Source organism: Cyclobacterium sp. SOCE241, assembly GCF_056867545.1.
In genome coordinates, this window is the sequence record NZ_CP149779.1 from 6,057,507 (window position 1) to 6,082,620 (window position 25,114).

Below are 25,114 nucleotides of genomic sequence, written 5' to 3' on the forward strand. Positions count from 1 at the left end.
CTTGCTCAGGAACCTCCGGTAAAAAGCTACGAAGTAGGATAGGGGGTAAATGTGATATTAGTGGCAATATTCATTAAAGCCTTAACCTATTTATTTTCTATAAGCCTGACCTTATAGAGGTGGGCCCGTATTTTTCCTGTGTTTCACAGGATAGGTTTGGTGTAAGTTGCTGATTGTTTGGCACCTATTATTATCTTTGTAGGTAATTATAAAGTAGGTTATCAGGTACTTCGCTACCCTGCAAGCATAAAAACCGAACGAAAATGGAAAAAATAGAATTTGATGGAGGAATAAACATTGCGATAAAAATCCCGAAAGCTAAATATGAAAAAACGGTTGAATTTTATCGTGACACACTCAAACTAAGTGTGAGTGAAAGGTCAATTAATAATCCAACTGTTTCACGTACCCACGAAGTGAAATTTGGTCAGAATAGGCTATGGTTGGATTGCGTGGACAATTACACCCATTCAGAAACTTGGCTGGAATTAAAAACCCCTGACGTTGAAAAGGCGACGGAATACTTAAAAGACAAGGGAGTCGAAACTTGCGATGAATTGGAACAAATACCTAAAGAAAACCATTGGATTATGGATCCGGCAGGAACCGTTTTTATTGTTGGGAAAGATCGCTCAGCAGGCCCTGGCCTAAATGCCTGATCCTTGAATAGCCCTTTAGTCTTATTTCCGGATGCCAGAGACTAGTTTCTACACTCAAATCGGGCTCCTATAATGGCTCCTATACATACTTAGTGAGGAATTTGCGAAGAGGAACCTGCGGGAATCCCCTACAAGATATTACCTCCTAATCCTTCCCCAACGTTGATCCACAAATAGGTAGTGAGGAGATAGTAATTTTTAATGGAATTATTAATAGTGGGGCGCGGTGGCCAGGCCAAAACTACGAGGCGGCGTTGGGCTTTGTTTTAGGAGATTTCTTTTGGCTAGATTTTTCTTTGGTTCGTTTCTTTTCATCAATGTTTACCCTGTCTTATTCAGGGCCTGTCCTGATTTATAACTCACTCAGGGCCTGTCCTGATGCGTAGCAAGTCAGGGAAAAGAAATGAACGGAAAACCTCCACTTGCATGGATGAAATCACTTTAGTAAGCCAAACTCACCAGACAACGTTGAACCAGAAACAGTTCTATTAAGTCTTTTACTTTCATATTAGTAAAGATTTAAAATTTGTATTGGACTATTTTTTATATTGTAAACCAGTTTTTTACTAAACCAAGTTATACAAAATAACCATTTTTACTTTTTTGCTACAGGTCAAAAAAGTAAGCAACCTGTCCTGAAGCGGAGCTAGTCAGGGAAAAACCCGCCGCTGAGTATCTTTTCGGCTAAAATTTAAGGCCTCCCGCACACAGGCAAACTCCTTGTTTTTGGTTTTACTGTTGGCCTTGCTTATTTAATGTTTACTAAACCAAAAACTTCGTCAAACAGTGCCTGTGCCCTTGCCAACCCAGCTTAAATTTCTTAACGCCGAAAAGCTACAAGGCGGAAATTGATTTATCATATGACCTGAACCTAATTCAGTTTTATAAATAGGTCATTGGTAGGGAAGAATTTGCATAGAGGAAACCTCGGGAGTCCCCAACAAGATGAAACCTCCTCTACCTTCCCCAACGTAGACCCACAAGTAGGTCCTGACGAGATAGTAATTTTTAACGGAATTATTAATACTGGGGCGCGGTGGCTCGGCCAAAACTACGAGGCGGCGTTAGGCCTTGTGGGCGGGAGTTTAGTTTTGGCTAGATTTTTCTTTGGTTCGTTTCTTTTCATCAATGGAAAAGAAATGAACGGAAAACCTCCACTTGCATGGATGAAATCACTTTAGTAAGCCAAACTCACCAGACAAAGTTGAACCAGAAACTGTTCTATTAAGTCTTTTACTGAGTATTCCACTCCATAGTATACCACTATTCCTGGTTTTTTCATCAGGTAAAGAATGTGGCATATGCAACACTAGATATTTGGTATTTAGTTCTGATTTTATCCGAACATTTGCTTACCTTTGCAATCGCCAAGTTAAATGATTTCAAATTGAAAATTATTAACAAACATATTCTTGGAAGACTGATTCGAGTCAGTTGAGAAATTAATTAACGATATTGAGAAAAACAATTGGCAAAATCCTCAAGATTTGATTGGTACAATACCTACTGCAGATTGTGTTTATGGTGGAGCGTTTTACTTTTTCAATATTAATATTCATCGGACTTTAATCTTGATTGAATTTGAAGAAAATGGCGATGCTACAATTGTTTGGGCTGGGAATCACGATGATTATGAACTGACATTTAAAAATAATCGAAACGTGATAAAAAAATGGTTGCGGGATAATAGTTGGATTTAAAACATAGGCTATGAAAGATATTTTAGAAATACAAGACATTGAGAAAATCGAAAGGCTTGAAAATGAGTACGATTTACAAAAGGCATCTTTGCTTGAACGTAAATTGCGCCTTATGATCGATGAAAGCCCTGATTTAAAGCCAATTCGTAAAAGGCTTCGTGATTTGATAAAAAAATACGAGGATAGAGAATGGTCGGACTTTAAGAATATTTCAGATTTTAAAATTAAAGAATCAGATAAAGCTGAAGGAATAATTAATACAGAGCAAAAATTCATAAATAAACGCAAAGAAACGATACGGAAAAAACTAAAAGAGTTTGATATGACTCAACAAGATTTAGGAGTGATTTTAGAACACCCAAAATCTTATATGAGCGAATTGATTAATGGCGTATCTCAATTTACCTTAAAAGACTTAGTGATTATTCATCGGGTCTTGGGAATAAATTTAAATACACTGATTTCGACTTACCTTCAATCTGAAACAAGAGATAAAGTAAGGGAATCCATAACCAAATTAAACAAACCGAAACTTGGATTGAGAAAGAAAGAATTGGTTTAATAATAGTTAGATATTTTCTGGATTTTGGGCCCAAGTTACGCTTCGCTAAATTTGAACCGGTGAGGTAAATAGGTTGGCCAATTGCTTAGGATTCTAAAGGCTGGTCCTTCGCCACTTTAGAGGCTCAGGGACAGGTTTAAGGTTTTGATAATTAATGTTACTATGGGAGATGATATTCTCCTTTTTTATTTTTTTAGCCATGGGAGACTGAAAATTTGCTGCTTTTATTTGTTCTTTGGCTTAAGGTTCCTTTTTTAATGGCTATTTCTCAATAGGCATAAGGATTTTGGAACGGATTTTAGGCTGTTTTTACCTATTGGGCACACCTGTCCCATTAAGCTAGCTGGGACTCATTCATTTGCTTCCTGATTTTGTTAAACCAATTGCCTGATGGTGCCCTTGGTCGAAATAGGCCAGAATATGCTTTCTCCGGTTTTGCAGTAGGGTTACATTCTGAGTAGGGAAATTGGTTTTACCACTGCTTCATTTGCTCATCGATTTAAAGAGCTTTTTGAGCTGTAGAGTATAGTTAGGCACATTTTTACGGGCTTTTTCGATGAAAGATTGCATTTTTTTTCATAGCTTAAAAGGTTGAAAACTAACGCATAAATTAAAAGTTGGATGAAATAGCAAAAACTGCCGGCTTCCTGCCTTGGCAGGATTCGTTCAAAATTAAGTGTCCAGTTAATTTAACAAGCTTTAATAGCCCTTATATTGTTTTCTTCAAAAATAGGTACCCTGTCGGTGTAGCCAATTAAAAGAAATATTATAAAAATTTAATGTCAGTGCATAGTAACCCTCATAAAGCATAGTAGAAAATGAGCGACCACCTGACCCTGTCATCATCCAATAAGTCTATTGCGGTTCTCCCTTTTGTGAATATGAGTACCGACCCGGCGAACGAATACTTCAGCGATGGCATTACCGAAGAAATAATCAACGCCCTAACCACCGTAAAGGGTTTGAAAGTCATTGCCCGCACCTCCTCTTTTGCATTTAAGAATAAAAATATGGATGTAAGAACTATTGGGGATCAGTTAGGTGTGAGTACGGTTTTGGAGGGGAGCGTTCGGAAAGCGAAAAACAGGGTCCGTATTACAGCGCAGTTGATCAGTACAGATAATGGCACTCACTTCTGGTCAAAAAATTACGATCGAGATTTGGAGGACATATTCGCAGTACAAGATGAAATAAGCTTACAAATTGCTGACCGGATCCGGGAAAATTTTGGTCACCTCAACATTCAGGAACATTTAATTGAAGCACCAACTAAAAATATGGAGGCCTATGATCTTTATCTTAAAGGTCGTCATCAGCATTTAATGTGGGATGGACAAGGAATGGTAAATTCAATAGCTATCTATGAACAATGTGTAACCATAGACCCCTTATTTGCTTTACCTTACTTTGGCTTGGCGTACAGTTACGCCATGTATGGATCATGGACAAATAATAAAGAATTATTACGGTTATCAGAAGCTAACCTTACCAAAGGTTTTAATCTGGACAAACAATCCTACAGAGGTTATTTTGGCAAAGCAACACTACTTTTTTGGGGGCATTGGGATTTCATCAACGGGCAAAAGGTTTTTCAACAAGCAATAGCACTGAATCCATCCTATACAGAAGCAGAAGAGGGTTTATGTGAATTGTATACAGCGATAGGGTATTTCGAAAAAGCACTCCGCCATACTGATAATATTTTAAAAATAAACCCTTTATCCCCGAATCACTACTTTACTAAAGCAAATATATATTTTTTAAATGAGGACTATACGAGAGCTTTAGAATGTATAGAAATATCATTAAGCATCAACCCCAATTTCACACATCCCATTGGACTAAAACAACTTTGCTTAATCTTAACAGGAGATTACGAAAAATTAACTGTCTTTTTAGATAAAACCCCTTTGGCAGAGAGGGCGGAAGAATGCAGGGTATTGTACAAATTGGTCAATCCAGAGGATAAAATCGATGTTGATATCAGCAGGGCGAAGTTCATGATAAAAAAGGAAATTGGGGAGGCGCTATTTGCCTGGCCCTTGTTTTTGATGGTCCATTTGGGGGAACACGAAATGGCATTGGACTTTTTGGAAGAAAACATCAAAATGCGCAGAGGTCAAATTATTAACTTCATGAATATTCCCTTGCTTAAACCTTTACACCAGAATCAGCGATTTCAGGATATGGTACAAGCTGTTTTCGGTGTAGGTTTATTACCAACTGATTCCGAAAAACAAAAACGCATTGCCGCTCCCAAAGCCCTAATGTCGGTTACCGAAATCGACCTAGTTTTAAAAGTTTTTGACAAAGGGATGAAGGAAGAGAAATGGTTTAAAAATCCATCTATATCTTTAAGAGAGCTGGCCGAAAAGGTGAATATTAGCGGAAACAAGCTTTCTTGGTTGCTGAATGAACGAATGGGGCAAAACTTCAATGAATACATCAATAGTTTTCGTGTAGAGAACTTTAAAGAGAATGCCTTAAACCCTGCTAATAGCCACCTTACCCTTCTAGCACTAGCCTATGAAAGTGGCTTTAATTCTAAAACAGTATTCAATTCCTTCTTTAAAAAAATCGAAGGGACGACACCAAAAGCTTGGCTGAGGGCTAATCAAAATTAGCTTGATTAAGAAAACCAAATTTCACTACTAAGTCTGCAATTTCAAACCTATCAGGATCTAGACGGTAACAAAGTTGGAAATGGGTTTTAAATTTATAAACCCGGATTATGTAATAGAATTCGTGATGAGTGTTGCAATCGCAAGAAAATCAGGCTGTTTGGAGATTTTAGCATAGCACCGCTATGGTGAAATTGAAAACAGCAACGAAGTGGCTGATTTTAAAGCGATTTCAGCACGTAATAGAATGTCTATTGCATATTTCGGGATAAAACATGCCATTTGGGTTACCCTATCGCAATTGGTAAGAAAAAAAGGGTTTTTAAAGCATTTCAAATTCACTTTCAGTTGCCAATTTCAAATGGTCGGAAATAACATCTCTATTAAGGTTTTGCTTACCAAAAAATAGCAATTCAAATGATAATAATGAGTTGGATAAATGTAATTTAATTTTGTAATTGGTCCTATATAGAAAGTCAAGTGTCCCAATCTTTCGGATTTGAATTTTCTCGGATCAATTTACGAAGTAAAGAGGAAAGACATTTCACTATTGAACCTAAGCAAATCTTCCTGTATGAAAAAAAATAAAAATTTGGAACTATCAGAAACTGGATATACCATAACTACAGACCCAAACTTTTTAAATAAACAGAATCATATTACTCCTGAGTTATCTAAGAAAATAGGCCTATTTCATAAATTGGCATTGGAAGGTAAACGATCAAGTATTCAAAAATTTAAGGAGGCTATTGCAAAATACCCTGATAACCCACAGTTGAAAATTATTTATCGGTCTTGTACCTTCAGCTAGGGGAAACGGAAAAAATGTTTGAAGTCAACAGGTCGATTGTAGAACAACACCCTGACTATCTTTTTGGAAAGTTGAATTTGGCTAACGAATATTATTCCAAAAAAGAATACCAAAAAATGTTGGAAATTTTGGGCCCCAAATTAGAAATTAAAGCACTCTATCCACATCGTGATGTTTTCCATTTAAAGGAGGTCATTTCATTCCATAAATGTGCAGTCTTGTATTTATGTGCCATTGGGGATGTTGAGCAAGCAGAAATCCGCTATGAGATTATGGAAGCCTTAGATCCTGATTCCAATGAAACAGAAATGGCATTGAAAGAGCTTTATTATGCCCAAATAAAAGCAGGTAGTGAGCGCTATCAGGAAGAACGGAAAAATAAAATATTTGTTAAGAAAAAGTCGCAGCCTGTTAGTGAAAATAGTAACCCGCCATGCTTTTCTCACCAAGAAATAGAGTGGCTTTATACTAATGGAATTTTCATTGGCGAAGATAAAATAAACAAAATTCTGGCATTGCCCAGAGAAACATTAATAGCAGATCTTGAATTGATATTGCAAGATAGTATCAATCGTTTTGCACATTTTAATAAACTTGTCAGTGACCAAGGATGGGAAGAGGAAAAGATGAATTTTGTAATCCATTCATTTTTTCTCTTAGGCGAACTGAAATCCGAAGAAAGTTTAGAAGCTATTTTTAATGCACTGAGTCAGTCCAGTGAATACCTTGAACTTTATATTGCGGATTTTCTTACGACCGATATTTGGGAACCTATTTATAAGATTGCTGCCACCAACCTTGAGGCATGCAAACAATTCATGTTTCAACCGGGTATTGATGATTATGCCCGGTCTAATATTTGTGATATTGTACAACAATTGGCTTTACATCACCCTGAAAAACGGGAGGAAGCCTTACAATGGTTTGCTGAAATCATACAATTTTTCTTGAATAGCAAACCGGAGGACAATGTAATTTCTAGCGATGTAGTTGGGCTTCTTATATGTAATATTATTGATATTGAGGGTGTTGAACTATTGCCTGAAGTAGAAAAATTGTTTGAACAGGGAATAGTGTCAATTGGCATATGTGGTAGTTGGGAGAATGTATCTGAGGATTTAATCAATCCAATTCAACACGACTGTAAGTTGGAAATACTTCCCATTGTACAACGCTACGCTAAAGTAACTTCTACTTGGGCAGGTTATAATGAAGATGAAAACATTCTTGATTATATTAATTATGATGAACTATTTGAACCTCAAATAATGCCGGTTAGGAGTGAACCCAAAATAGGTCGAAACGATCCTTGTCCTTGTGGAAGTGGAAAGAAGTATAAAAAATGCTGCATGAATAATTAAAATAGACCACATGAGATAGTATGTTTATAGGTAGTCAGTGTAAATATTCCAAAATTTTGATCTTACCGGTAGACCTGATTATGGAATATTATGGGTGTTCTTTGAAAGAAAAGTGAAGGAATAAAGCCCCCTAAAAATGGCTATGCTCTCCTAATTGAAATCCGATAGCTAAGGCCCAAGAAAGATCACATGAAGCAATCTGATCTTACAAATATAAATTTTAAAGAAATAAGTTTACATTGGGGAAATGGCTTACCCATTTATTTTGATTCTTGAAGAACACACAAACAGGTTGCAGATGTGGCCTTTTCTACCACAATCAAGTAAACAATGGTAAAATCCTTTATAAAATGATGCCAACCAAGAGAACTCAATGCTTTCAACTAATCCTAATTATCATTCTCGGATGCTCCCTTTTTTCATGTAATCAGCAACAAAGTTTGCAAAGTAGGATTGATTTGGCCATTAAAAATAAGGATTCGGTTTTGGTGATTCCCGATGGAAAGTACGTCATAGAGCAACCCTTACGTCTCTCGGGTGTGGATAATCTGGTGATCAAAGCAGGTTCTCCAAATGGTGTAACCATCACTTCAAGTATGGACCTGCCAATCGAAAACTTAACCTGCCTGGATAAAGCAATTGGGTTGTATGAGTATACTGACCCAAAGTTAATCATGCCCCCTTGGCCGGATTCATTTAAGGGCTATGCCGGTTGGCCGGAAATCTATATTGCCGGAGTACCTTTGTCTGTATCTCGTTACCCAAATGAAGGGTTTATACAAGCTGATTCAATCATTAGGGACGGTAAGAAGCCGGAAAATAAGGAAACCAAGCAAGAACCTCCGAAATTCTTATCTGCTCAATTAACACAAAATTACAACAAGGAATTGCCCTTGTTTCTAAATGGGTACTGGACTTTTAAATGGGCTGACGAAATTATTCGGGTGGATTCCATCAATCCCCAGTCCGGTGAAATTGAACTTGCAGCTCCCCACAATTATGGAATGGGAGCTCCTTCGGGTGGACTCTTTTACGCGATCAATCAACCGGAATATGTGGATACGGAAAATGAATATTATTACAATCCCAATACCGGAACCATTCGTTTTATTCATTCTTTTTCAGATGAGGAAGTCGAGTCCATTCAAATTGCCTATCAAGATTTTACCCTTTTGGAGATCCGGGATTGCAATCAAATAAAAATTGAAAATATAGATTTTAAGTATCATAATAATCTGGCTGTCAGTATTTCCAATTCCAAATCGGTAGTGATCGAACAGGCTGAGATGTATGGATTAGGCAGGTCTGCCGTAGCCATAACTGAGGGATTTAATTGTGGGGTTCGCAATAGTACGCTTAAATATTTAGGAGACGCCGGTATTTTGCTTTCAGGTGGAGATAAAAATACTTTGACAAAGGCAACTCATTTTGTGGAAGACTGTTCCATTAGTTATTTTTCAAGGCATGTCAAAACGTATGCCCCTGCGGTTAAATTGACTGGCGTAGGGCATATTGTGAGAGGAAACCACATTAGTTTTGCGCCCCATAATGCGATTCTTTTTCCGGAAATGATCATTTGATAGCTGAAAATGAAATCAGAAAGGTTTGTTTAAATACCTCGGATGCCGGCGCCATTTATTGCGGTAGAGACTGGACCATGGGCGGGACCGTAATTCGGGAAAACACCATCAGTGAACTGGGACAAGCAAGTCACCATCACAACTGGGCCATTTATTTAGATGATTTGGCCTCCGGAATAAGTGTGGTCAATAATCAGATTGAAGATAGTCCTTCAGGGATTTTAATCGGTGGTGGACGTTATAACCAAATTAGCAACAATACGATTAAAAATTGCCCATTAGCATCCATTGTATACGATGCAAGAGGATATGACGATTGGTTTAAACATCACCTTGTTGATCGTGAATTGTCTTTGTGGCCTCGCTTAAAAGCAGTTCCCATCAATCAAGCCCCTTGGAGTGAACGGTTTCCCTGGTTGCAAGCAATACACAGTGATGACCCGGCAATTCCCAGAGGAGCTGAAATAAAAAACAATCAGATAATAAGTTCTGCACCACCTCAAATTCATGAGAAAGTATATGAATATGGACAGGTAGCTAATAATAAGGAAAACACCAATTAAAATTAGAAGGAGGAAGCCTCAAGTTACCCTCCGCTAAACCTGGACCAGAATGTGGCTAATTATTCCCTTCCGGAGGCTGAGCCTGTCGAAGCCGCAGATATCCTTACCGGAGATTGAGCCTGTCGAAATCGTAGGAACCGAAAATGTTAATAACGTACCCTCTCCCGCAAGCTGACCCTGTCGAAGCCGTAGGAATCCCCTCCCGGAGGCTGAGCTTGTCGAAGCTGTAGGAGTCGAAGAACGTTAAAAAGCTATTGACTATTTCTACCCGAATTGATTTCTGATTATCAATAGCCCCCAGCTTCAGCTGAAGGATTAATATGTAATTATATCTTAGGGCTTTAGCCCAATCTTCACCTTTCAAGAATAAAAAGATTAATTGGGCGCTAAACCTAGGTTGATGGCTTATTTTTCCGGCACCCATCTCTCCTCTAAATTTTGGCTAAAGCCGGGTGAATGGTTATGGCTTTTATAAATGGGCTAAAGCCCATTCCTATTGAACAGATTTCGTTAATCAATTTGAATGAATTCGAAAACTTTCTGCATTGTAGGTCCTAACCGGAGGCTGAGCCTGTCGAAGCCGTAGGAATCCACTCCCGGAGGCTGAGCTTGTCGAAGCTGTAGGAACCGAAAATGTTAATAACCTACCTAACTCCCGGTGACTGAGCTTGTCGAAGTCGTAGGGATCGAAGAACGTTAAAAAGCTATTGACTATTTCTACCCGAATTGAAATTTAATAAAGTTGAAAACTTTCAGCATTATGGGCCCAAGTTACACTTCGTTAAACTTGAACCAGTGGTACCGGAGGCTGCGCCTGTCGAAGCCGTAGGAACCGGAAATGTTAATAACCTATCCAACTCCCGCAAGCTGACCCTGTCGAAGCCGTAGGAATCCACTCCCGGAGGCTGAGCTTGTCGAAGCTGTAGGGGCCCAACAAGGGTACTTCGGAAGTGGGGTAGGGTACTTCAAAAACTACCCATTGGAGTTTATAACCTCAATTACCCACCTTAAAACAGGGGTGGGGTACCTAAAACTGACAAGCTTGAATATATTTTATGGAATTTTCCGGTTCAGAACTGATATTTTTCACCTATAACCTGAAAAATTCGACCAAAAACTAACAGAAAACAGGGTAAATACCGGAATATATGACAAAATTTCAGGAAAAGTCTTTGGATAAGGTTAAATTTTCGAGGTTTGGAAGTGGGGAGGGGTACTTCGGAACTCGATGATTTCAGCTTTTTTATTCAAGCTTCCACCTTTTAGGTGGAAATTATTAGGTTTTAGCCGGAAATTTCAGCCTTTTTGGCAGTATTTTTTAGGTTTTAACCAAAGCATTTGACCAAAAACTGACAAGAGAGAAGGGGTGAAGTAAAGCATTTTGGTAAAATGATGGGTTATATAGGGTTTTTGCCGGAATTTTTTAGTTTGGAACTGATCATGGATTACTTGAGCCTTTGCGTGAATAACAAAAATGGCTTAAAATAAGCAATTAAAAATTTTAAAAACCCCTATTCAAGGGTTCAAAGGGTTTTTTATTTAGTATTTATTCCTTAGTTTTAGTGGTAGTTGGAAGGCGAATAAGGTGCACTGTGCATTTATTAGTGCGTTGTAAGCAATCCTCCATATATGAAACACATTTACTTTCAAAGCTAACGGGGTGTTGCTTGTTAATTGATCAATATGGTTAATAATAATGTATACTTTAAAAACCTTACTCAGAATGGTTTTGATATGGGTTGGTAAGAAAAACATAAATATCAATCCTTCGAAATTTTAAAGGAGGCAATCTAAATATAAAAGGTAATAAAACTTCACAAAGTCAACCAAATAAGGATATATTGTGCAATAAAACTGCGCATATAAACGTGTTGGCAGCAAGCTAAATAAACGATATAAATAAATTTTTAGGACAACCAGAGGAATTCAAACAAGCCATAGAATCTCTAGGTCAAAGAGGGAATTGGGAAGACTTTGAACAAGGTCTAAAATATAGGACTATTGATGGAGGGATAATACTATGGTATCGCTCGACAGGAACAATTCAACTTCAAGGGACTAAGCCTGCAAAGGAAAGACTCTCTGAAATGATAAAAAACCTTGAGTTAGATAAAATTCAGTTAGTACCAAGTGATACCTTCTCAAGCACAATTGAAGCAAAAGCTAAATCTTTAAAAGCGGGTAGTAAAATTTTCGTTGTACATGGACACGATAGCTCTTCAAGAGAGCAATTAGAATTAATTATCCATAAATTAGGACTTGAACCTTTTGTGTTGGTTAACTCAAGCGGTGGCGGACTAACGATAATCGAAGCGTTGGAGCAGGAAATTGGTAGAGAAGGAAACTCAAAATTTGGGATAGTACTACTTACACCTGATGACATGGGTTATTCCAAATTAGAAGGCTCAGAGAAAGCACAACCTCGAGCAAGGCAGAATGTGGTTCTTGAAATGGGAATGCTCATTTCGGCAGTAGGGCGAAAGAATACCGTTATACTTAAAAAAGGGCATTTAGAAGTGCCTTCAGATGCAAATGGAATTCTATACCTTGGATATAACGACCATGTCAAAGAAACTGTGCCTAGACTTGTTGACCGTCTTAGAGAATCGGGTTTTGAAATTGACTCCAATAAAATAACCAACGCTGCAAGCTGATATATATCTAAATCATGGCAAAACTCTATTTTTCAAGATATCATATTGCAACAGGTAAAGACCTAACAGATAAGTTGGATTTTATTCTAACAGGTCTTCGTAATGACGCTAGTGACTCTGACAGAGGTTTTTTATATAAATTCTTCAATAGTGAAATAGTAGAGTTTGAGGGAACCGAATTTGTTACGGGTGAATTGGTAAAATACAATCCTGATGAAAACGAAGATGTTGTAGATGATGAAACTATGACTATTAAAAGTGCTAACATTCATAATCGTGTTGTTGCTCGGGCTCGTTATATTATTGACCCAACCTCTAGTGTTCTTATGCATTTCGAAGTTCCAAACCTCATTAGCATACACACATTCAGAAGAAAGTTCTCAATATTATTTGAACAGAACCACGATAATTTTTTCACAGAATTCTCGATCTCCCCAATTAAGGAACAATATTCATTTATTGAAAAGATAAAAACCTTCAAATCAGTCAAAAGAATAGCAATAACACTCTTTCCTTCTAATCCAAATTATGCTGACCGTTGGAAATCTATTGATGAAAGATTAAGAAGAAATGAGATAGACAAACTAAGAGAGATACAGGAAACTAAAAAACCAAATGCTTCCATTAAAGTAGATGAGGAAACGGAGAGTAAGTTCATGATGTCCGAAGATGGATACGGTGAATGTGATGCATTTGGCATTACTGAAAATGGTGCAGAAAAAGAATAAGTACTAGAGACCGACAGAAGAATGTTAATACTAACCTTCCAAATGATATGGATAAAGCATTAGATATTTTACAAAGCGTTACCGAGACTTTAAAGGACATTATTAAAAGGACTAGCTAATGAAAATAAGCTCATTAATCTTAAGTTGGGATTTCGTAGTTGCAATTGTCGTGACCTTAGCTACGGCCTTAATTCTGCCAAATGAATTATCTATTGAGTTCTGTAAGTCTTTTTATGGAGTTGGTATTTCTGTTTTGTCAATTGTATTTTCCATTTTTTTTGCAGCCTTAGCAATCATTATGGCTTCTTCTGATAATGACTTTATAGAGTTCTTAGAGGAAGAAGGCGACTTTTCTGCTCTAATAAACACATTTAAAGTAACTCTTATAATGCTTTTCATAAGCCTTATTTATTCAATAGTGTTATACGTAATCTCTGACTTCTACCTAACAAATCCAGTAAATTCTACAAAGACGCAGTACGAGGCGTTTTTCTTGATTTTTGAGTTCCTATTTTGCTATAGTATGATTGCAACAGGATTAAGTGTTAAGGACACCATTGTATTCTCAAATTTCCGATCGAGATTTTTAAGCATGAAAAATAAAAAGGAAGAAAAAAATAAAAGCCAGCTGCCAACAATCGCTATAAAACATGCCCTTCGGGACACGTTTCATAGCGGGAACGTTGGCGGTAATTAAAATGAGACTCTCAAGACCAGACATATTATCAAGACCACTGTTCATTTTGGCTTTGGGGTTGTTGCTTTTAAATGACTTTTATCTGAAATATGAGTTCTCGAACTTTTTGACAGGTAAACTCTCTGACATAGCAGGGCTTTTCCTTTTTCCATATTTCTTATCAAGTCTTCGAATTAAATGGACTAAAACAATCTATATCGGAACAGCTGCTCTATTCGTGTTTTGGAAATCACCATTTTCACAAGAAGTAATCAATTTGGCTCAGAACATTGGAATTGGATTTAACCGAGTAGTTGACTACACTGACTTATTCGCTTTATTCATTCTTCCACTGTCATTTGGTTACTTTCAAAGGCAGATTTCAACAGAGCAAAAAATTAGCAGGTATTTGAAAATACCGATAGGAATTCTTACTCTGTTTGCAATTTGGGCAACAACATTACCGAGAGAAAAAGTCGATTTGAACTTAACTGTGAATGAGGAATACGAGCTGCAAATAAGCAAGGCAGACCTTTTCAATTTAATTCGGCCAGGACATGCGTACAGTGATACTTTAGAGAAAAATCTATCGGACAGCCTTTTTTACTTGCACTTTGACATATCTAAGGGTAGAATTGATGTGACAGCCGTGGCGACCATTACTGTCATTGATTCGAAAACAACCAGAGTCAATCTAGATAAAATTGAGCATGGATATATTACAGGCAGCCTTTTCGGTGGAGTAGATAAAGATGATATTGAGGATTTCAAATCCATTTCGGTGGAAGAGTTCGAATCTCGATTCAAATACGGTTTTATAAAACCAATAGAAAACAGAACTCCTGAACATTTTTACTATGACAACAAAGAAATTCATGACGCAAATCAAAACGAATAAATAAAAACTACCGCCAACAAGATATAAGAATGCATAGCTTCCTATCGTCAGCTACGGCATCTTATACTGAGCGTTATAGCTCACTTCGGTAAAATGAAACACCAAATATTAATACTTCCATTTGTAATAATTGTAGCATGTTCTACTAAAACAGATAATGGCACTGAACAGACTTTAGATCAAAAAATCAAATAAAAGATGATATCCAACAAATTGAAGAGGAAGAAGACACCTACGAAATACTTAATGGCGAAAGAATTGATGGGCCAGCTAATGTGAGAAATAAAGAAAATGGAAAGATTATCCTTTCTCTTGATGATAATGCTTTGATAGAAACTAGCCCAATAAAGGGTGATTGGTTACAAATTGGATTTTTCATTCAAATTGGCTCAGATGAAGGTTCAATGATTAAATTATATCCAGAAGAACAGCTGAAAACAACTGATGGATCCCACATTGGAAAAGTAAAAGATACGGTTGAAGTATGGAGAATTTACGATAATGTCGGTCTGATTGAAGGTTTTACTCATATTGGCAACATTAAGGAGAATTCGATTCCAGAAACTGCTTTAGAAATAGCACTTAAAAGAGGTGTTTTCACTAAATCATTCTTGGATAAATACATAAAATCCTTTGAATTTAGTGAGTATGAATTAAATCAAGAGTTAAATTATAGGCAATTATTTATTTATGAAAGCTATATCGTTGACCCTTCACCAAGAGATAGAATTACATTATTGTTTGATAATTACGATATGCTAATAGGGATTTTTCACACTAGGAAGCTACATTTACCAGATTATGAAACATTCGAACTTACCCGAGGACATTCATTTACATGTATTGAAGATCTGGATAAATCCGAAAAGCAAAGAATAATTCATGAACGCATCAAATTTTACAACTCAGTTGATTAAAATGCAAGAAAAAGCGAGCTATAACATCACCTTGGATACAGCGGGCAGATCCGATTAACTATAAAAATTAGTGTCATTAGAAAGATAAGTGAGGTGATGAAGGGAACGACTCTGAATGCCCGCCGTCTCCAAGCTGAATCCCGTTGGTGTGCCACGAAGCTGTGGTAATCCAGTAGGTGTAAATCCTACCTAAATAATTTGCTGTTCATTTAGAAGAGCTTCACCCGTGAGGGTTTCGCTGAAGCTCGGTATGCTCAAATGCCCAAGCCGTAATGCGTAAGCGTGAACCCTTAGTAGCTTCGAGAAGTGTATCTGTAGATGGGGAGAGTTTTGACGGTCTCAAACCCTGGAACGTTGCATGGATTGACAGCAATGTGAAGTGTAATGGTCTACCGGAGTCATAGGGGTGGCGTGGTTATAGATGGATTATTACGGAACCCCGATTGAAAAGTCGGGGCAGGCTGTGGGAGGTCTCTTGTTTCAAAGGTTGGCAACCTTAAACGGGCTGATATAAGCATAGCGAAGTTCAGCAAGGGGACAAGAGAAGTCGGAGGAGCCCATAGTACCTATGATTGTAGTGTGAACAAAAACCATAATAGGAAAGGGGCTCTACTTTAGAGAAGCGAATATGGAATCGATACTTTCAGTACTGGCTTAGTCCTATTCGGCTGAATTTATAGGTAGTTGATTCTAAATGTCGCTATTTGTTTGTTCAAATATGAAGAGAAAGCAGATGTGATTCATTTAGCTCATGGATTATACCTATGTTGGGTAGAATCCTATGAAATGCAAATAAAGAAGGCTATCGGTAAGCCGTATGAGCGAAAACTTCATAGCCTGCCCTGTAATTAACAGGGTACGGTTTGATGAAGGGGGCGCTGATAGTTTACTTGTTATTAGTATCTTTATAGGTACTGACAAAGTAGGCTATCAGGCTCTACTCTACTAGCTCATTAAAAAATGAAAGAACCACATTCACATATTAAATACCTAAGTAATCAGTTCCCAGAATTGATAATTAGAAAACCATTATTCTACAATTGGAATTTAAGTTTAAGGTTTGATCTACAAAAAGAATTTAAGAATCCTGTTGGACCCACGGACGACGAATATTTTAAAGAGGTCTACTTTAGAGCCGAAACACTATTTCATTCATGCTTTGAATCATCAAGTACCGATTTGTTAATTTTCATACAAAAATATCAATGGGAAGACAATACGATCGAAGACGACAACTTTATATTCAAACAAATTGAAGACTTTGATGCGAAGAGAATTCAGAGAGATCAAGTCAGAAATATTTATGAACCAGATGATGATGAAGACATTTGGAATAGAGCAATTTATCAAACACAACTCCAAAAAGTAAATACAAAACATCTAGTTCGTGGTCTTTGCAATACTGATTTTTCAGACAGGAAACCACATGTAGAAGAAGAATTATATTTCATCAATAAAACTAAAAATCTAATTTTTCATATTTATGATGATAGGGGTTTAGATATTCTAATGACAAACAAATCCGAATTAAAAAAACTATATGACAAACATACGGATTGGATACTTGAATATGATAGAAATCTAATATTAGAAAGATTAAACTAATTGAGCCAGGTAGAATGTTGGAAGCTAAAAAATTGCTATTTGTATGCAGTAGAAATAAATGGAGAAGTAAAACTGCCGAAACAATCTTTAATAAATATCAAAACCTTGAAGTTCGTTCAGCTGGGACATCAAATTCTGCCAAAACCAAAATATCAATTAGTTTAATTGAATGGGCTGATGAAATCTATGTAATGGAGAAGAAACATAAGGAAATTATGGAGCATAAATTTGGAAGATTAGATAAATTTATATCTGTTCTAAATATACCGGATGAATATAAATACATGGAGGAAGAACTAATTGATGAATTAGAATCAGTAGTAATAATTGAATGAAAAACGAGCTATAACATGGTATGATCAGGGAATGGCTCGTACCTCACCACTCCCGATATACCCGATTCGTTGTAGCATATTAAAACAAACCAGCAGCAAAGAATGAATATTGGGTTAGACTATATGAGAAGAAAAATGTCCAATAGGAATCAACTTTATGAAGATTTGAAACCAAAGGACAGGATAGTTAAAATCATAACAGCTCATATTGTTCCTGAATTAGGAGATTACGGATTCAGGTTTGTTAAATCTAGAATGCAGCTAGAAAGAAACTTAGGCGATTTCAAACAAATAATTTGGTTCAGAACCAATATAAAGAACTACAGAGATGAAGTAGTTGAATTTGCAGTCCACTTGAGAGTTGATAATAACTTATTTCCAACAATCAGAGATTCCTATCAATATATATCGACCTTCTCTTATCACAATGGGAAACAGGAGTCTACATTTATTGCAGAGAGTGCCGAATATATCGATGAATGGGAAAATCATTTAATGAATTATTGGTATTCGTTACACCTTGATGATAATCAGCAAATTGTAGACTCATTAATTCAAAACATTAAAAAAACAACTAAAACTTACTTAGATGCTAACTCAGATTTCGAAAAGTCTTTAGAATATAGATTCAATACGTTCAAAGAATTAAATTATTTCGGACTACTTTGGATTCCTGAAATTTTGATTCTATCCAATCATTTGGGTAAAACCATAATAACCTCGGACGTATTGCAATCATACGAGAGTTGGAAAAAACAGAACATGGAATATCGAAAATAAAGGAAGGTGCTGAAATTTTTGATACTATAGATAAAATAAAAAACATGCTACAATAACTAAGAATTCTGACGGCTGGAACCCTTCGACCCTTCGACTCCGCTCAGGGACCACAGGCTCAGGGGCCACAAGCTCAGGGACCAGTTCAGGGTGTTGGGAATTAGGATTACTATGGGGAATGGTTTTCCCTGTTTTATTTTTCAATGGTTGGAGGATGAAAAAGTTAGGTAGTTATAGATTTTTCCTTTACGTTGTTTTGTTTTTTTTGGTAGGCTAAAGTCACTTTTATGATGTTTTAAGCATGATTATTAGGTGGTTTTCCCCTACTTCTTGCAGCCACTCTCAAATAAAAATATGGTCTCTCCCTTAGACCCCTTGACCGAGATCCTTAATTTGACAGGTGGAAAAAGTAAAGGTGCCGGGTACAAATTTCATTTATACGCAACTCCTCAGGGAAACTTGTTTATATACAATTGTTGGCAACAAGCTAAAAAACAAACCTTATTACCAAATTGGTAACTTTTTTATTATATTAGGGACAAACAAGTACAATGTGAGAGTAATAGCGAAACGAACTTTACGAGACTTTTGGGAGAAACACGCTGACTGTGAAGAACAATTAAAGTCTTGGTATAGAGAAACTGAAAAATCCGAATGGAAAAATATTAATGAATTAAAAAACGATTATCCGAGTGCCAGTACTTTAAAAGACAATCCAATTGTTTACAATATTAAAGGCGACAACTACCGATTGATTGTAAAATTCAACTTTGAATATCAAATATGCTGGATAAGATTCATCGGAACTCACGCAGAATATGACAAAATAGACGCAAATAATATCTGATTATGAAAATAACACCAATAAGAAACGAAAAAGACTATCAAAATGCTCTGAACAGACTTGAAGAGATTTTTGATGCAAAAAAGGAACTGAACAAGGAGATGAATTGGAAATCCTTTCAATCTTAATTGACAGATATGAAAATGAGAACTTTCCAATTGGAATGCCTGACCCAATTGAGGCAATCAAATTCAGAATGGAACAGATGGGAATGAAACAAAAGGATTTAGCCGAAGTTGTTGGTTTTAAAAGTAGAGTTAGTGAAATTTTAAGTAAAAAACGTAAACTGACTTTAAGAATGATAAGAAAACTGAATTCAACACTTCATATTCCGACTGATGTTTTAGTTCAAGATTATTGATAAAAAAGCCAGTTGCCAATAACTAAGCATTCTGACGGCTGGAACCCTTCGACAGGCTCAGGGGCCACAAGCTCAGGGACCAGTTCAGGGTGTTGGGAATTAGGATTACTATGGGGAATGGTTTTCTCTTTTTAGCTGTAGGAGAATGAAAAAGTTGCTGATTTAATATTGTTCTTTGGCTTAGGGGTCCTCTTTTTAGTAGCTATTGTTTATAAGTGAAAGTGTTTTGGAGCTAATTTGAGGCTGTTTTTGCCGTTTGGGCATACCTGCCCCATTAAGCGAAATGGCGCTTTTTATTTTTCTTCCTGCCTTTGATAATACAGCTGGCTGGTGGCCCGCTTGGGGCAGAAAAGGGCAGCGTATGCTTATTTCGGGTTCAAAAATAATCATCGGTCCCATGCCTTTTGAGTCGTAAATCAAATACCGGCACCTATTCACAGGCTTAACCCCTGACCATTGCCAGGGCGGAGAATGCTTATTACCTAATCCGGGTAGAATAATTGAGGGGCTAAGGATCCATAAAAAAAGTGCCGATTTAAAAACCGGCACTTTAAATTATGTTGCTTTGTCTATGCAGATGGATCAGCAGTAGGCACTATAAATTTGCTTTTAAGTCTTCCCAGTTCCAGTCATTGTTAATTTGAGAAATGGCATGGTGTGCCGTCATATCAAATTGACAAGGCACCACGGAGACATAATTGTTGGCGATGGCCCATTCGTCATTGTCTTCTCCTTTATCAAAATTGACAAAATTCCCTGCCATCCAGAAATACTTTCGTCCATTGGGATCGTATCTTTCCTCAAAGTCCTCCTGCCATTTGGCCCTTGCTTGTCGACAAATTTTAATGCCTTTTAGGGCCTCATTCCTTTTAGGCGGGAAATTTACATTCAATGCTACCCCTTTAGGAATTCCATTTTCCAATACCTGTCGGGAAATCTGCGCTACATATTCCTTAACATGTGAAAAATCTGCATTGGCACTGTAATCACACAAGCTAAATCCGATGGAAGGAATTCCTTCTATGGCACCTTCTACAGCTGCAGACATGGTGCCGGAATAAAGCACACTTATGGAGGTGTTGCTTCCATGATTGATCCCACTAACTACCAAATCCGGCTGTTTGTCTTTCAAAACATAGTGCTTTGCAAGTTTTACACAATCCACAGGTGTACCACTGGATTTATAGGCAACAACATCGGTAAAAATGGTTTCTTCTGAAAGCCTTAAAGTGTTACCAATGGTGATGGCATGTCCCATGCCCGATTGAGGGCTGTCGGGAGCAACAACAATGACTTCCCCAATTCCTTCATCACTTCTACCAACACACGAATTCCTTTGGATGTTATCCCATCATCATTGGAAACTAAAATTAAAGGTTTTGACATTAAGAATTACTTTTTAATTGATTGTAATAGGCTGTGATTCTCAAAAGATCCCCTCTCTTGTCATGCGAAAGCTTGTGTTTCCTCATGTACAACTTCATTTCGGAGGATTTGTCGTCCATAATCTCTTTGAGTAAGACACTTTTCTTTTGATTGTATTTATATATTTTCTGATCTTGAAGGAAATAAAAGTTGAAATCCAGTCTGCTAAAACCTCTGCCCATCATTGGCATTCCCCACATGGGGTTCATGTACATTCCTCTCATGGCATATGAGTTATAGCCTCGGTTGTCTGTAGTGATAAACTCTCTACAAAGCAGGGTGATGTCTTCTCCCTCAGTTAGAACCTCAAAGAAAATCGGGGTCTTATAATCTGAGTTTAACGCATAGGGAAGGCTATAGAAGGTCCTAATTCCACCATATACTTCGTCAAAAATTTCGAAATAGGTGATAGAGGCAGAGCTATAGGTTTCTACGGTATTGGTTTGCACCAACACCACATTTGCATCCAAATCATATTTTACCTTTCCTTCAGACATTTGCCCGGAGGTTAGGAAGACTTTTCCCGGGTGCCAAACTTGCGATGGGAATTCCTGCGCCATGGAAATACCGGTGATAAGGAACAAGCACAAGATTAAATTTATGGATTTTTTCATGACAGATTCTTAATTTGATTCTACACTAATAACGAAAAAAATCATTTTGTGTTGAATGACCTGTGAAATAATATCTCCAAGATTTATTTTTTCATGATTTGATGTCCCATTTTATCTCGCTTGGTCATCAGGTACTTTTCATTGTGTGGATTGGAACTAATCTCTAAAGGAACAGTATCCACAATCTCCAAACCATACCCGGACAAGCCTACCCTTTTGGTTGGGTTGTTGGTAATCAGCTGGATTTTGCTTACGCCTAAATCTCTAAGGATTTGGGCGCCAACACCATAATCCCGCTTGTCCATAGGGAAACCAAGGGCTAAATTGGCTTGAACGGTATCCATTCCTTCCTCTTGCAATTTATAGGCTTTCAGCTTATTGATCAAACCGATGCCTCTACCTTCTTGATTCATGTACAGTACCAAACCTTTGCCATTTTCTTCTACCATCTTCATGGCTTCATGCAATTGTGGTCCACAATCACACCTGCAAGACCCAAAAATATCTCCTGTAATACAAGAGGAATGAACCCTTACCATTACCGTGTCTCCCTCTTCCCACTCGCCTTTGATTAAGGCCATATGAGTTTCATTGGTATTGGTTTGTTTGTAGGCAATTAATTTAAAATTACCGAATTCGGTAGGCATTTCCACCCCTATTTCTCGCTTAATCAAACTATCGTTCTTCAGGCGATAGGCAATTAAATCTTTTATGGATATCAGTTTTAGATCAAACTTTTTGGCGACATGTACCAAATCAGAAAGACGTGCCATGGTGCCATCTTCGTTCATGATTTCTACAAGTACTCCTGCAGGTTGTAGGCCGGCTAATCGAGCTAAATCAATGGCGGCTTCTGTATGCCCTGATCTTCTCAAACTCCGCCTCTTTTTGCTTTTAATGGGAATATATGCCCGGGTTTGCCCAATTCATCGGGATTAATATCGGGGTCAATCAATGCTTTTATAGTCTTTGAGCGATCACTTGCAGAGATGCCAGTGGTGCAGCCATGCCCAACCAGGTCTACAGATACAGTAAAAGGGGTTTCAAACGCTGCTGTATTGGTGCCAACCATTAATTCTAGACCTAGTTCTTCACATCGGTCTTCTATTAGGGGAGCACAGATTAATCCACGGCCATGGGTGGCCATAAAATTGATGATTTCAGGAGTTACTTTTTCTGCTGCACAAATAAAATCTCCTTCATTTTCGCGATCATCATCATCTACTACAATTATGATTTCACCGTTTTTTATTGCCGCTATCGCGTCTTCTATTGGATCAAGATAAACAGTATCTTTCATTTTATTCTATATGGTCTTTGATATGTAATCACAAAATTACGATTATTTATTTACTAACCCTTTTTACAAAATATTAGTTTAATTTCTGGAAGGGATGACATTGCCCAGCTCACGATCTATTTTGGATTTTAACTGCGTAAGCTCCATATGCATGGTTAATAATTCCTCTAATTCTTCCTCTTTTGCCAATTTAATTTTTTCTTCAAGTTCATCACGCATCCTCTTTAAATAGGCACTCTTAAGCTTCAATGAGGCTTTATAGGTGGTTTCGGGAAGATCATCAGCTTCCCTTCTAGAAAAAATTTGGTGCTTTGACTCCCAATTTTGAGAAATTTCTCTGGTAGGAGCTACCATGTCGATGACTTCTGTCTTTAATTTGGGATTTTGAATTTTTAAGAAATAATCGAACTTGGGAATGGTGCCTTCCCGCAAAGCATTTTTATAATGATTGAGCAATTCTTGATAGATAGGTGTATCAAAATTCAGGTCTTTTATTTCTTCCAACAGGTATTCACATACATGCATCTCTTCAGAAACCATCTCAAAGCCATAGTTAATTAATATTCTTATTAGTTCCCTTTCTTCCTTGATGGATCTAGGTCCTGTCTTCTTTGTTTCTTCGGCCGGCGAACCGGGAAGTAGCTGTTCGATAGGGCTCGATTCAGGCTCATTCTGAAATTTTGAAGGACTTTTCTTTTGCTGGTTTTTGAGTAATTGGCGATTAAGTTCAGTAAGTAAAATGTCTTCCTCCATACCCAAAAGTCTGGCCGATTCTTTAGCATATACGGATCGTATAATCGGATCAGGAACCTTTGAAATACTTAAGACTACCTGTCGAATGGCTTCTGCTTTTTTATGGGGTCGTCTGTTGCTCCTTTGGTGAATAAGTCAATTTTAAAATGAATAAAATCTTTTTCTTCAGCTTCAAGAAACTTTTGGAAACCCTCTTTCCCGGCTTTTCGGGAAAAGCTATCCGGATCTTCATTGGGAGGGAATACCACGGCCTTTACGTTCAGACCGCCTTCCAATAACATGTCTATACCTCTTAAAGATGCATTGATGCCTGCATCATCTCCATCATATAATACCGTGACTTGATCAGTAAATCGCTTGATCAGCTTTATTTGGTTCTCAGTAAGAGAGGTGCCGGATGAAGCAACTACATTTTCCACCCCCGCCAAATGCATAGAGATTACATCGGTATAGCCTTCAACGAGGTAGCAGTTTTCTTTCTGTCGGATTGCTTGTTTGGCCTGGTAGATACCATAAAGGACGTCACTCTTGTGGTAGATGGCCGTTTCCGGAGAGTTGATGTATTTGGGCTGCTTTTTGTCCTGAGTCATGATCCTCGCTCCAAAAGCAATAGGCTTTCCACTCAGGTTATGAATAGGAAACATCACCCGTCCTCTAAACCTGTCATAGTAGTTGCCGGGCTTGTTTTCACGTTCAAGGATTAGCCCTGCCTTTAAAAGGTTGGTTTCTTCGAAGCCTGATGTTCTGGCTTTGTTTAACAAATGATCCCAACCATCAAGGGAATAGCCCAGCTCAAATTTTTCTATGGTGGCCATGTCAAAGCCACGCTCTTTTAAATAACTTAACCCAATGGATTTTCCTTCTCCGGATTGTAGATTTTCATGAAAAAAGGTCTTGGCAAAATTTAGTGCAATGTAAAGGCTTTCTTTTTCATTGTATGCTTGAATATCTACAGGGTCTAAATTCTTGTCCTCCTCTATTTCGATACCATACTTTGTTGCCAGATGCTTGATGGCTTCAGGAAAGCCCAGCCCTTCAATGTCCATGATAAACTGAATGGGGTCTCCGGCTTTACCACACCCAAAGCATTTGTAAATCTGTTTGGCTGGAGAAACAGAAAAAGAAGGGGACTTTTCTTGGTGAAAAGGGCAACAGGCCCAGAGGTTTTGTCCTTTTCTTTTCAGGGTGACATAGTCATTGACCACTTCTTCAATGTCTACCCGTTCTCTTACCTTGTCCGTTGTTTGATTAGATATGGCCATAGTTTTTTATCGAGGTGTAAAGATAAGCTTTATGAACGAGAATTCTTTGGACAGCGTCCTTCCAAAATTAGAAACTATTTTGACCTTTTAATAGTTGAGAAAGTAAGT

The 25,114-nt window shown here is 37.5% G+C and carries 21 protein-coding genes and 4 pseudogenes; 20 read left to right on the forward strand and 5 right to left on the reverse strand.

Features of this window, described 5'->3' with window-relative positions:
- Nucleotides 1-263 precede the first annotated feature (263 nt).
- The 20 genes and pseudogenes from WG932_RS30700 (at nt 264) to WG932_RS30795 (ending at nt 19,652) form a co-directional block, all read left to right on the forward strand.
- Nucleotides 264-659 (forward strand): VOC family protein, encoded by a 396-nt coding sequence (locus tag WG932_RS30700; protein WP_483086432.1) that lies wholly within the window; start codon nt 264-266, stop codon nt 657-659.
- A gap of 896 nt (nt 660-1,555) precedes the next feature.
- A complete protein-coding gene (locus tag WG932_RS30705; RefSeq protein ID WP_483086433.1) occupies nt 1,556-1,840 on the forward strand; it encodes a hypothetical protein in 285 nt (94 codons plus the stop codon).
- A gap of 261 nt (nt 1,841-2,101) precedes the next feature.
- Nucleotides 2,102-2,359 (forward strand): annotated as a pseudogene (locus WG932_RS30710) (type II toxin-antitoxin system HigB family toxin); the annotation flags it as partial.
- A gap of 10 nt (nt 2,360-2,369) precedes the next feature.
- Nucleotides 2,370-2,921: a helix-turn-helix domain-containing protein gene (locus WG932_RS30715; protein ID WP_483086434.1), complete on the forward strand. Its 552-nt coding sequence runs from the start codon at nt 2,370-2,372 to the stop codon at nt 2,919-2,921.
- An 818-nt stretch (nt 2,922-3,739) separates the two neighbouring features.
- Nucleotides 3,740-5,545 (forward strand): helix-turn-helix domain-containing protein, encoded by a 1,806-nt coding sequence (locus tag WG932_RS30720; protein WP_483086435.1) that lies wholly within the window; start codon nt 3,740-3,742, stop codon nt 5,543-5,545.
- 571 nt (nt 5,546-6,116) lie between these two features.
- Entirely contained in the window at nt 6,117-6,353 is a 237-nt protein-coding gene (locus WG932_RS30725) for a hypothetical protein (RefSeq protein WP_483086436.1), read from the forward strand.
- A complete protein-coding gene (locus WG932_RS30730) occupies nt 6,338-7,714 on the forward strand; it encodes a DUF1186 domain-containing protein (protein WP_483086437.1) in 1,377 nt (458 codons plus the stop codon). Before WG932_RS30725 ends, WG932_RS30730 begins: the two co-directional genes overlap by 16 nt.
- Before the next feature lie 440 nt (nt 7,715-8,154).
- Complete coding sequence (locus WG932_RS30735; protein ID WP_483086438.1) at nt 8,155-9,294, forward strand: right-handed parallel beta-helix repeat-containing protein; 1,140 nt, start codon at nt 8,155-8,157, stop codon at nt 9,292-9,294.
- A complete protein-coding gene (locus WG932_RS30740) occupies nt 9,291-9,857 on the forward strand; it encodes a right-handed parallel beta-helix repeat-containing protein (protein ID WP_483086439.1) in 567 nt (188 codons plus the stop codon). Before WG932_RS30735 ends, WG932_RS30740 begins: the two co-directional genes overlap by 4 nt.
- 2,087 nt (nt 9,858-11,944) lie before the next feature.
- Nucleotides 11,945-12,511 carry a TIR domain-containing protein gene (locus tag WG932_RS30745; RefSeq protein ID WP_483086440.1) on the forward strand — a complete coding sequence of 189 codons (567 nt, stop codon included), beginning with the start codon at nt 11,945-11,947 and terminating at the stop codon, nt 12,509-12,511.
- A 14-nt stretch (nt 12,512-12,525) separates the two neighbouring features.
- Nucleotides 12,526-13,239 carry a DUF4747 family protein gene (locus WG932_RS30750; RefSeq protein ID WP_483086441.1) on the forward strand — a complete coding sequence of 238 codons (714 nt, stop codon included), beginning with the start codon at nt 12,526-12,528 and terminating at the stop codon, nt 13,237-13,239.
- Between the two features lie 118 nt (nt 13,240-13,357).
- Nucleotides 13,358-13,936: a hypothetical protein gene (locus WG932_RS30755; protein WP_483086442.1), complete on the forward strand. Its 579-nt coding sequence runs from the start codon at nt 13,358-13,360 to the stop codon at nt 13,934-13,936.
- 106 nt (nt 13,937-14,042) lie between these two features.
- A complete protein-coding gene (locus WG932_RS30760; RefSeq protein ID WP_483086443.1) occupies nt 14,043-14,813 on the forward strand; it encodes a hypothetical protein in 771 nt (256 codons plus the stop codon).
- Between the two features lie 275 nt (nt 14,814-15,088).
- On the forward strand, nt 15,089-15,730 hold the full coding sequence (locus WG932_RS30765; RefSeq protein ID WP_483086444.1) for a hypothetical protein: 642 nt from the start codon (nt 15,089-15,091) through the stop codon (nt 15,728-15,730).
- A gap of 272 nt (nt 15,731-16,002) precedes the next feature.
- Nucleotides 16,003-16,134, forward strand: coding sequence for a hypothetical protein (locus tag WG932_RS30770; RefSeq protein WP_483086445.1), 132 nt, complete (start codon nt 16,003-16,005; stop codon nt 16,132-16,134).
- 556 nt (nt 16,135-16,690) lie between these two features.
- The gene (locus WG932_RS30775; RefSeq protein WP_483086446.1) at nt 16,691-17,335 is read left to right on the forward strand and encodes a DUF3885 domain-containing protein; all 645 of its coding nucleotides are present in this window, start codon (nt 16,691-16,693) and stop codon (nt 17,333-17,335) included.
- A gap of 14 nt (nt 17,336-17,349) precedes the next feature.
- Nucleotides 17,350-17,670 (forward strand): low molecular weight protein tyrosine phosphatase family protein, encoded by a 321-nt coding sequence (locus WG932_RS30780; protein WP_483086447.1) that lies wholly within the window; start codon nt 17,350-17,352, stop codon nt 17,668-17,670.
- A gap of 102 nt (nt 17,671-17,772) precedes the next feature.
- On the forward strand, nt 17,773-18,450 hold the full coding sequence (locus WG932_RS30785) for a hypothetical protein (RefSeq protein WP_483086448.1): 678 nt from the start codon (nt 17,773-17,775) through the stop codon (nt 18,448-18,450).
- A 550-nt stretch (nt 18,451-19,000) separates the two neighbouring features.
- On the forward strand, nt 19,001-19,294 hold the full coding sequence (locus tag WG932_RS30790) for a type II toxin-antitoxin system HigB family toxin (protein WP_483086449.1): 294 nt from the start codon (nt 19,001-19,003) through the stop codon (nt 19,292-19,294).
- 2 nt (nt 19,295-19,296) lie between these two features.
- A pseudogene (locus tag WG932_RS30795) lies at nt 19,297-19,652 on the forward strand (helix-turn-helix domain-containing protein).
- Between the two features lie 595 nt (nt 19,653-20,247).
- Here WG932_RS30795 and surE read toward each other — a convergent pair.
- The 5 genes and pseudogenes from surE to dnaG form a co-directional block, all read right to left on the reverse strand.
- Nucleotides 20,248-21,038, reverse strand: a pseudogene (gene surE, locus WG932_RS30800) (5'/3'-nucleotidase SurE).
- Nucleotides 21,038-21,691, reverse strand: coding sequence for a hypothetical protein (locus WG932_RS30805; RefSeq protein WP_014021468.1), 654 nt, complete (start codon nt 21,689-21,691; stop codon nt 21,038-21,040). Before WG932_RS30805 ends, surE begins: the two are co-directional and overlap by 1 nt.
- Nucleotides 21,692-21,774: 83 nt before the next feature.
- Nucleotides 21,775-22,991, reverse strand: a pseudogene (locus WG932_RS30810) (bifunctional 3,4-dihydroxy-2-butanone-4-phosphate synthase/GTP cyclohydrolase II).
- Nucleotides 22,992-23,069: 78 nt separating this feature from the next.
- Nucleotides 23,070-23,744, reverse strand: a complete 675-nt coding sequence (locus WG932_RS30815) for a hypothetical protein (RefSeq protein WP_483086450.1) — start codon at nt 23,742-23,744, stop codon at nt 23,070-23,072.
- A gap of 74 nt (nt 23,745-23,818) precedes the next feature.
- Nucleotides 23,819-25,006 carry a DNA primase gene (gene dnaG, locus WG932_RS30820; RefSeq protein ID WP_483086451.1) on the reverse strand — a complete coding sequence of 396 codons (1,188 nt, stop codon included), beginning with the start codon at nt 25,004-25,006 and terminating at the stop codon, nt 23,819-23,821.
- Nucleotides 25,007-25,114: the final 108 nt, after the last annotated feature.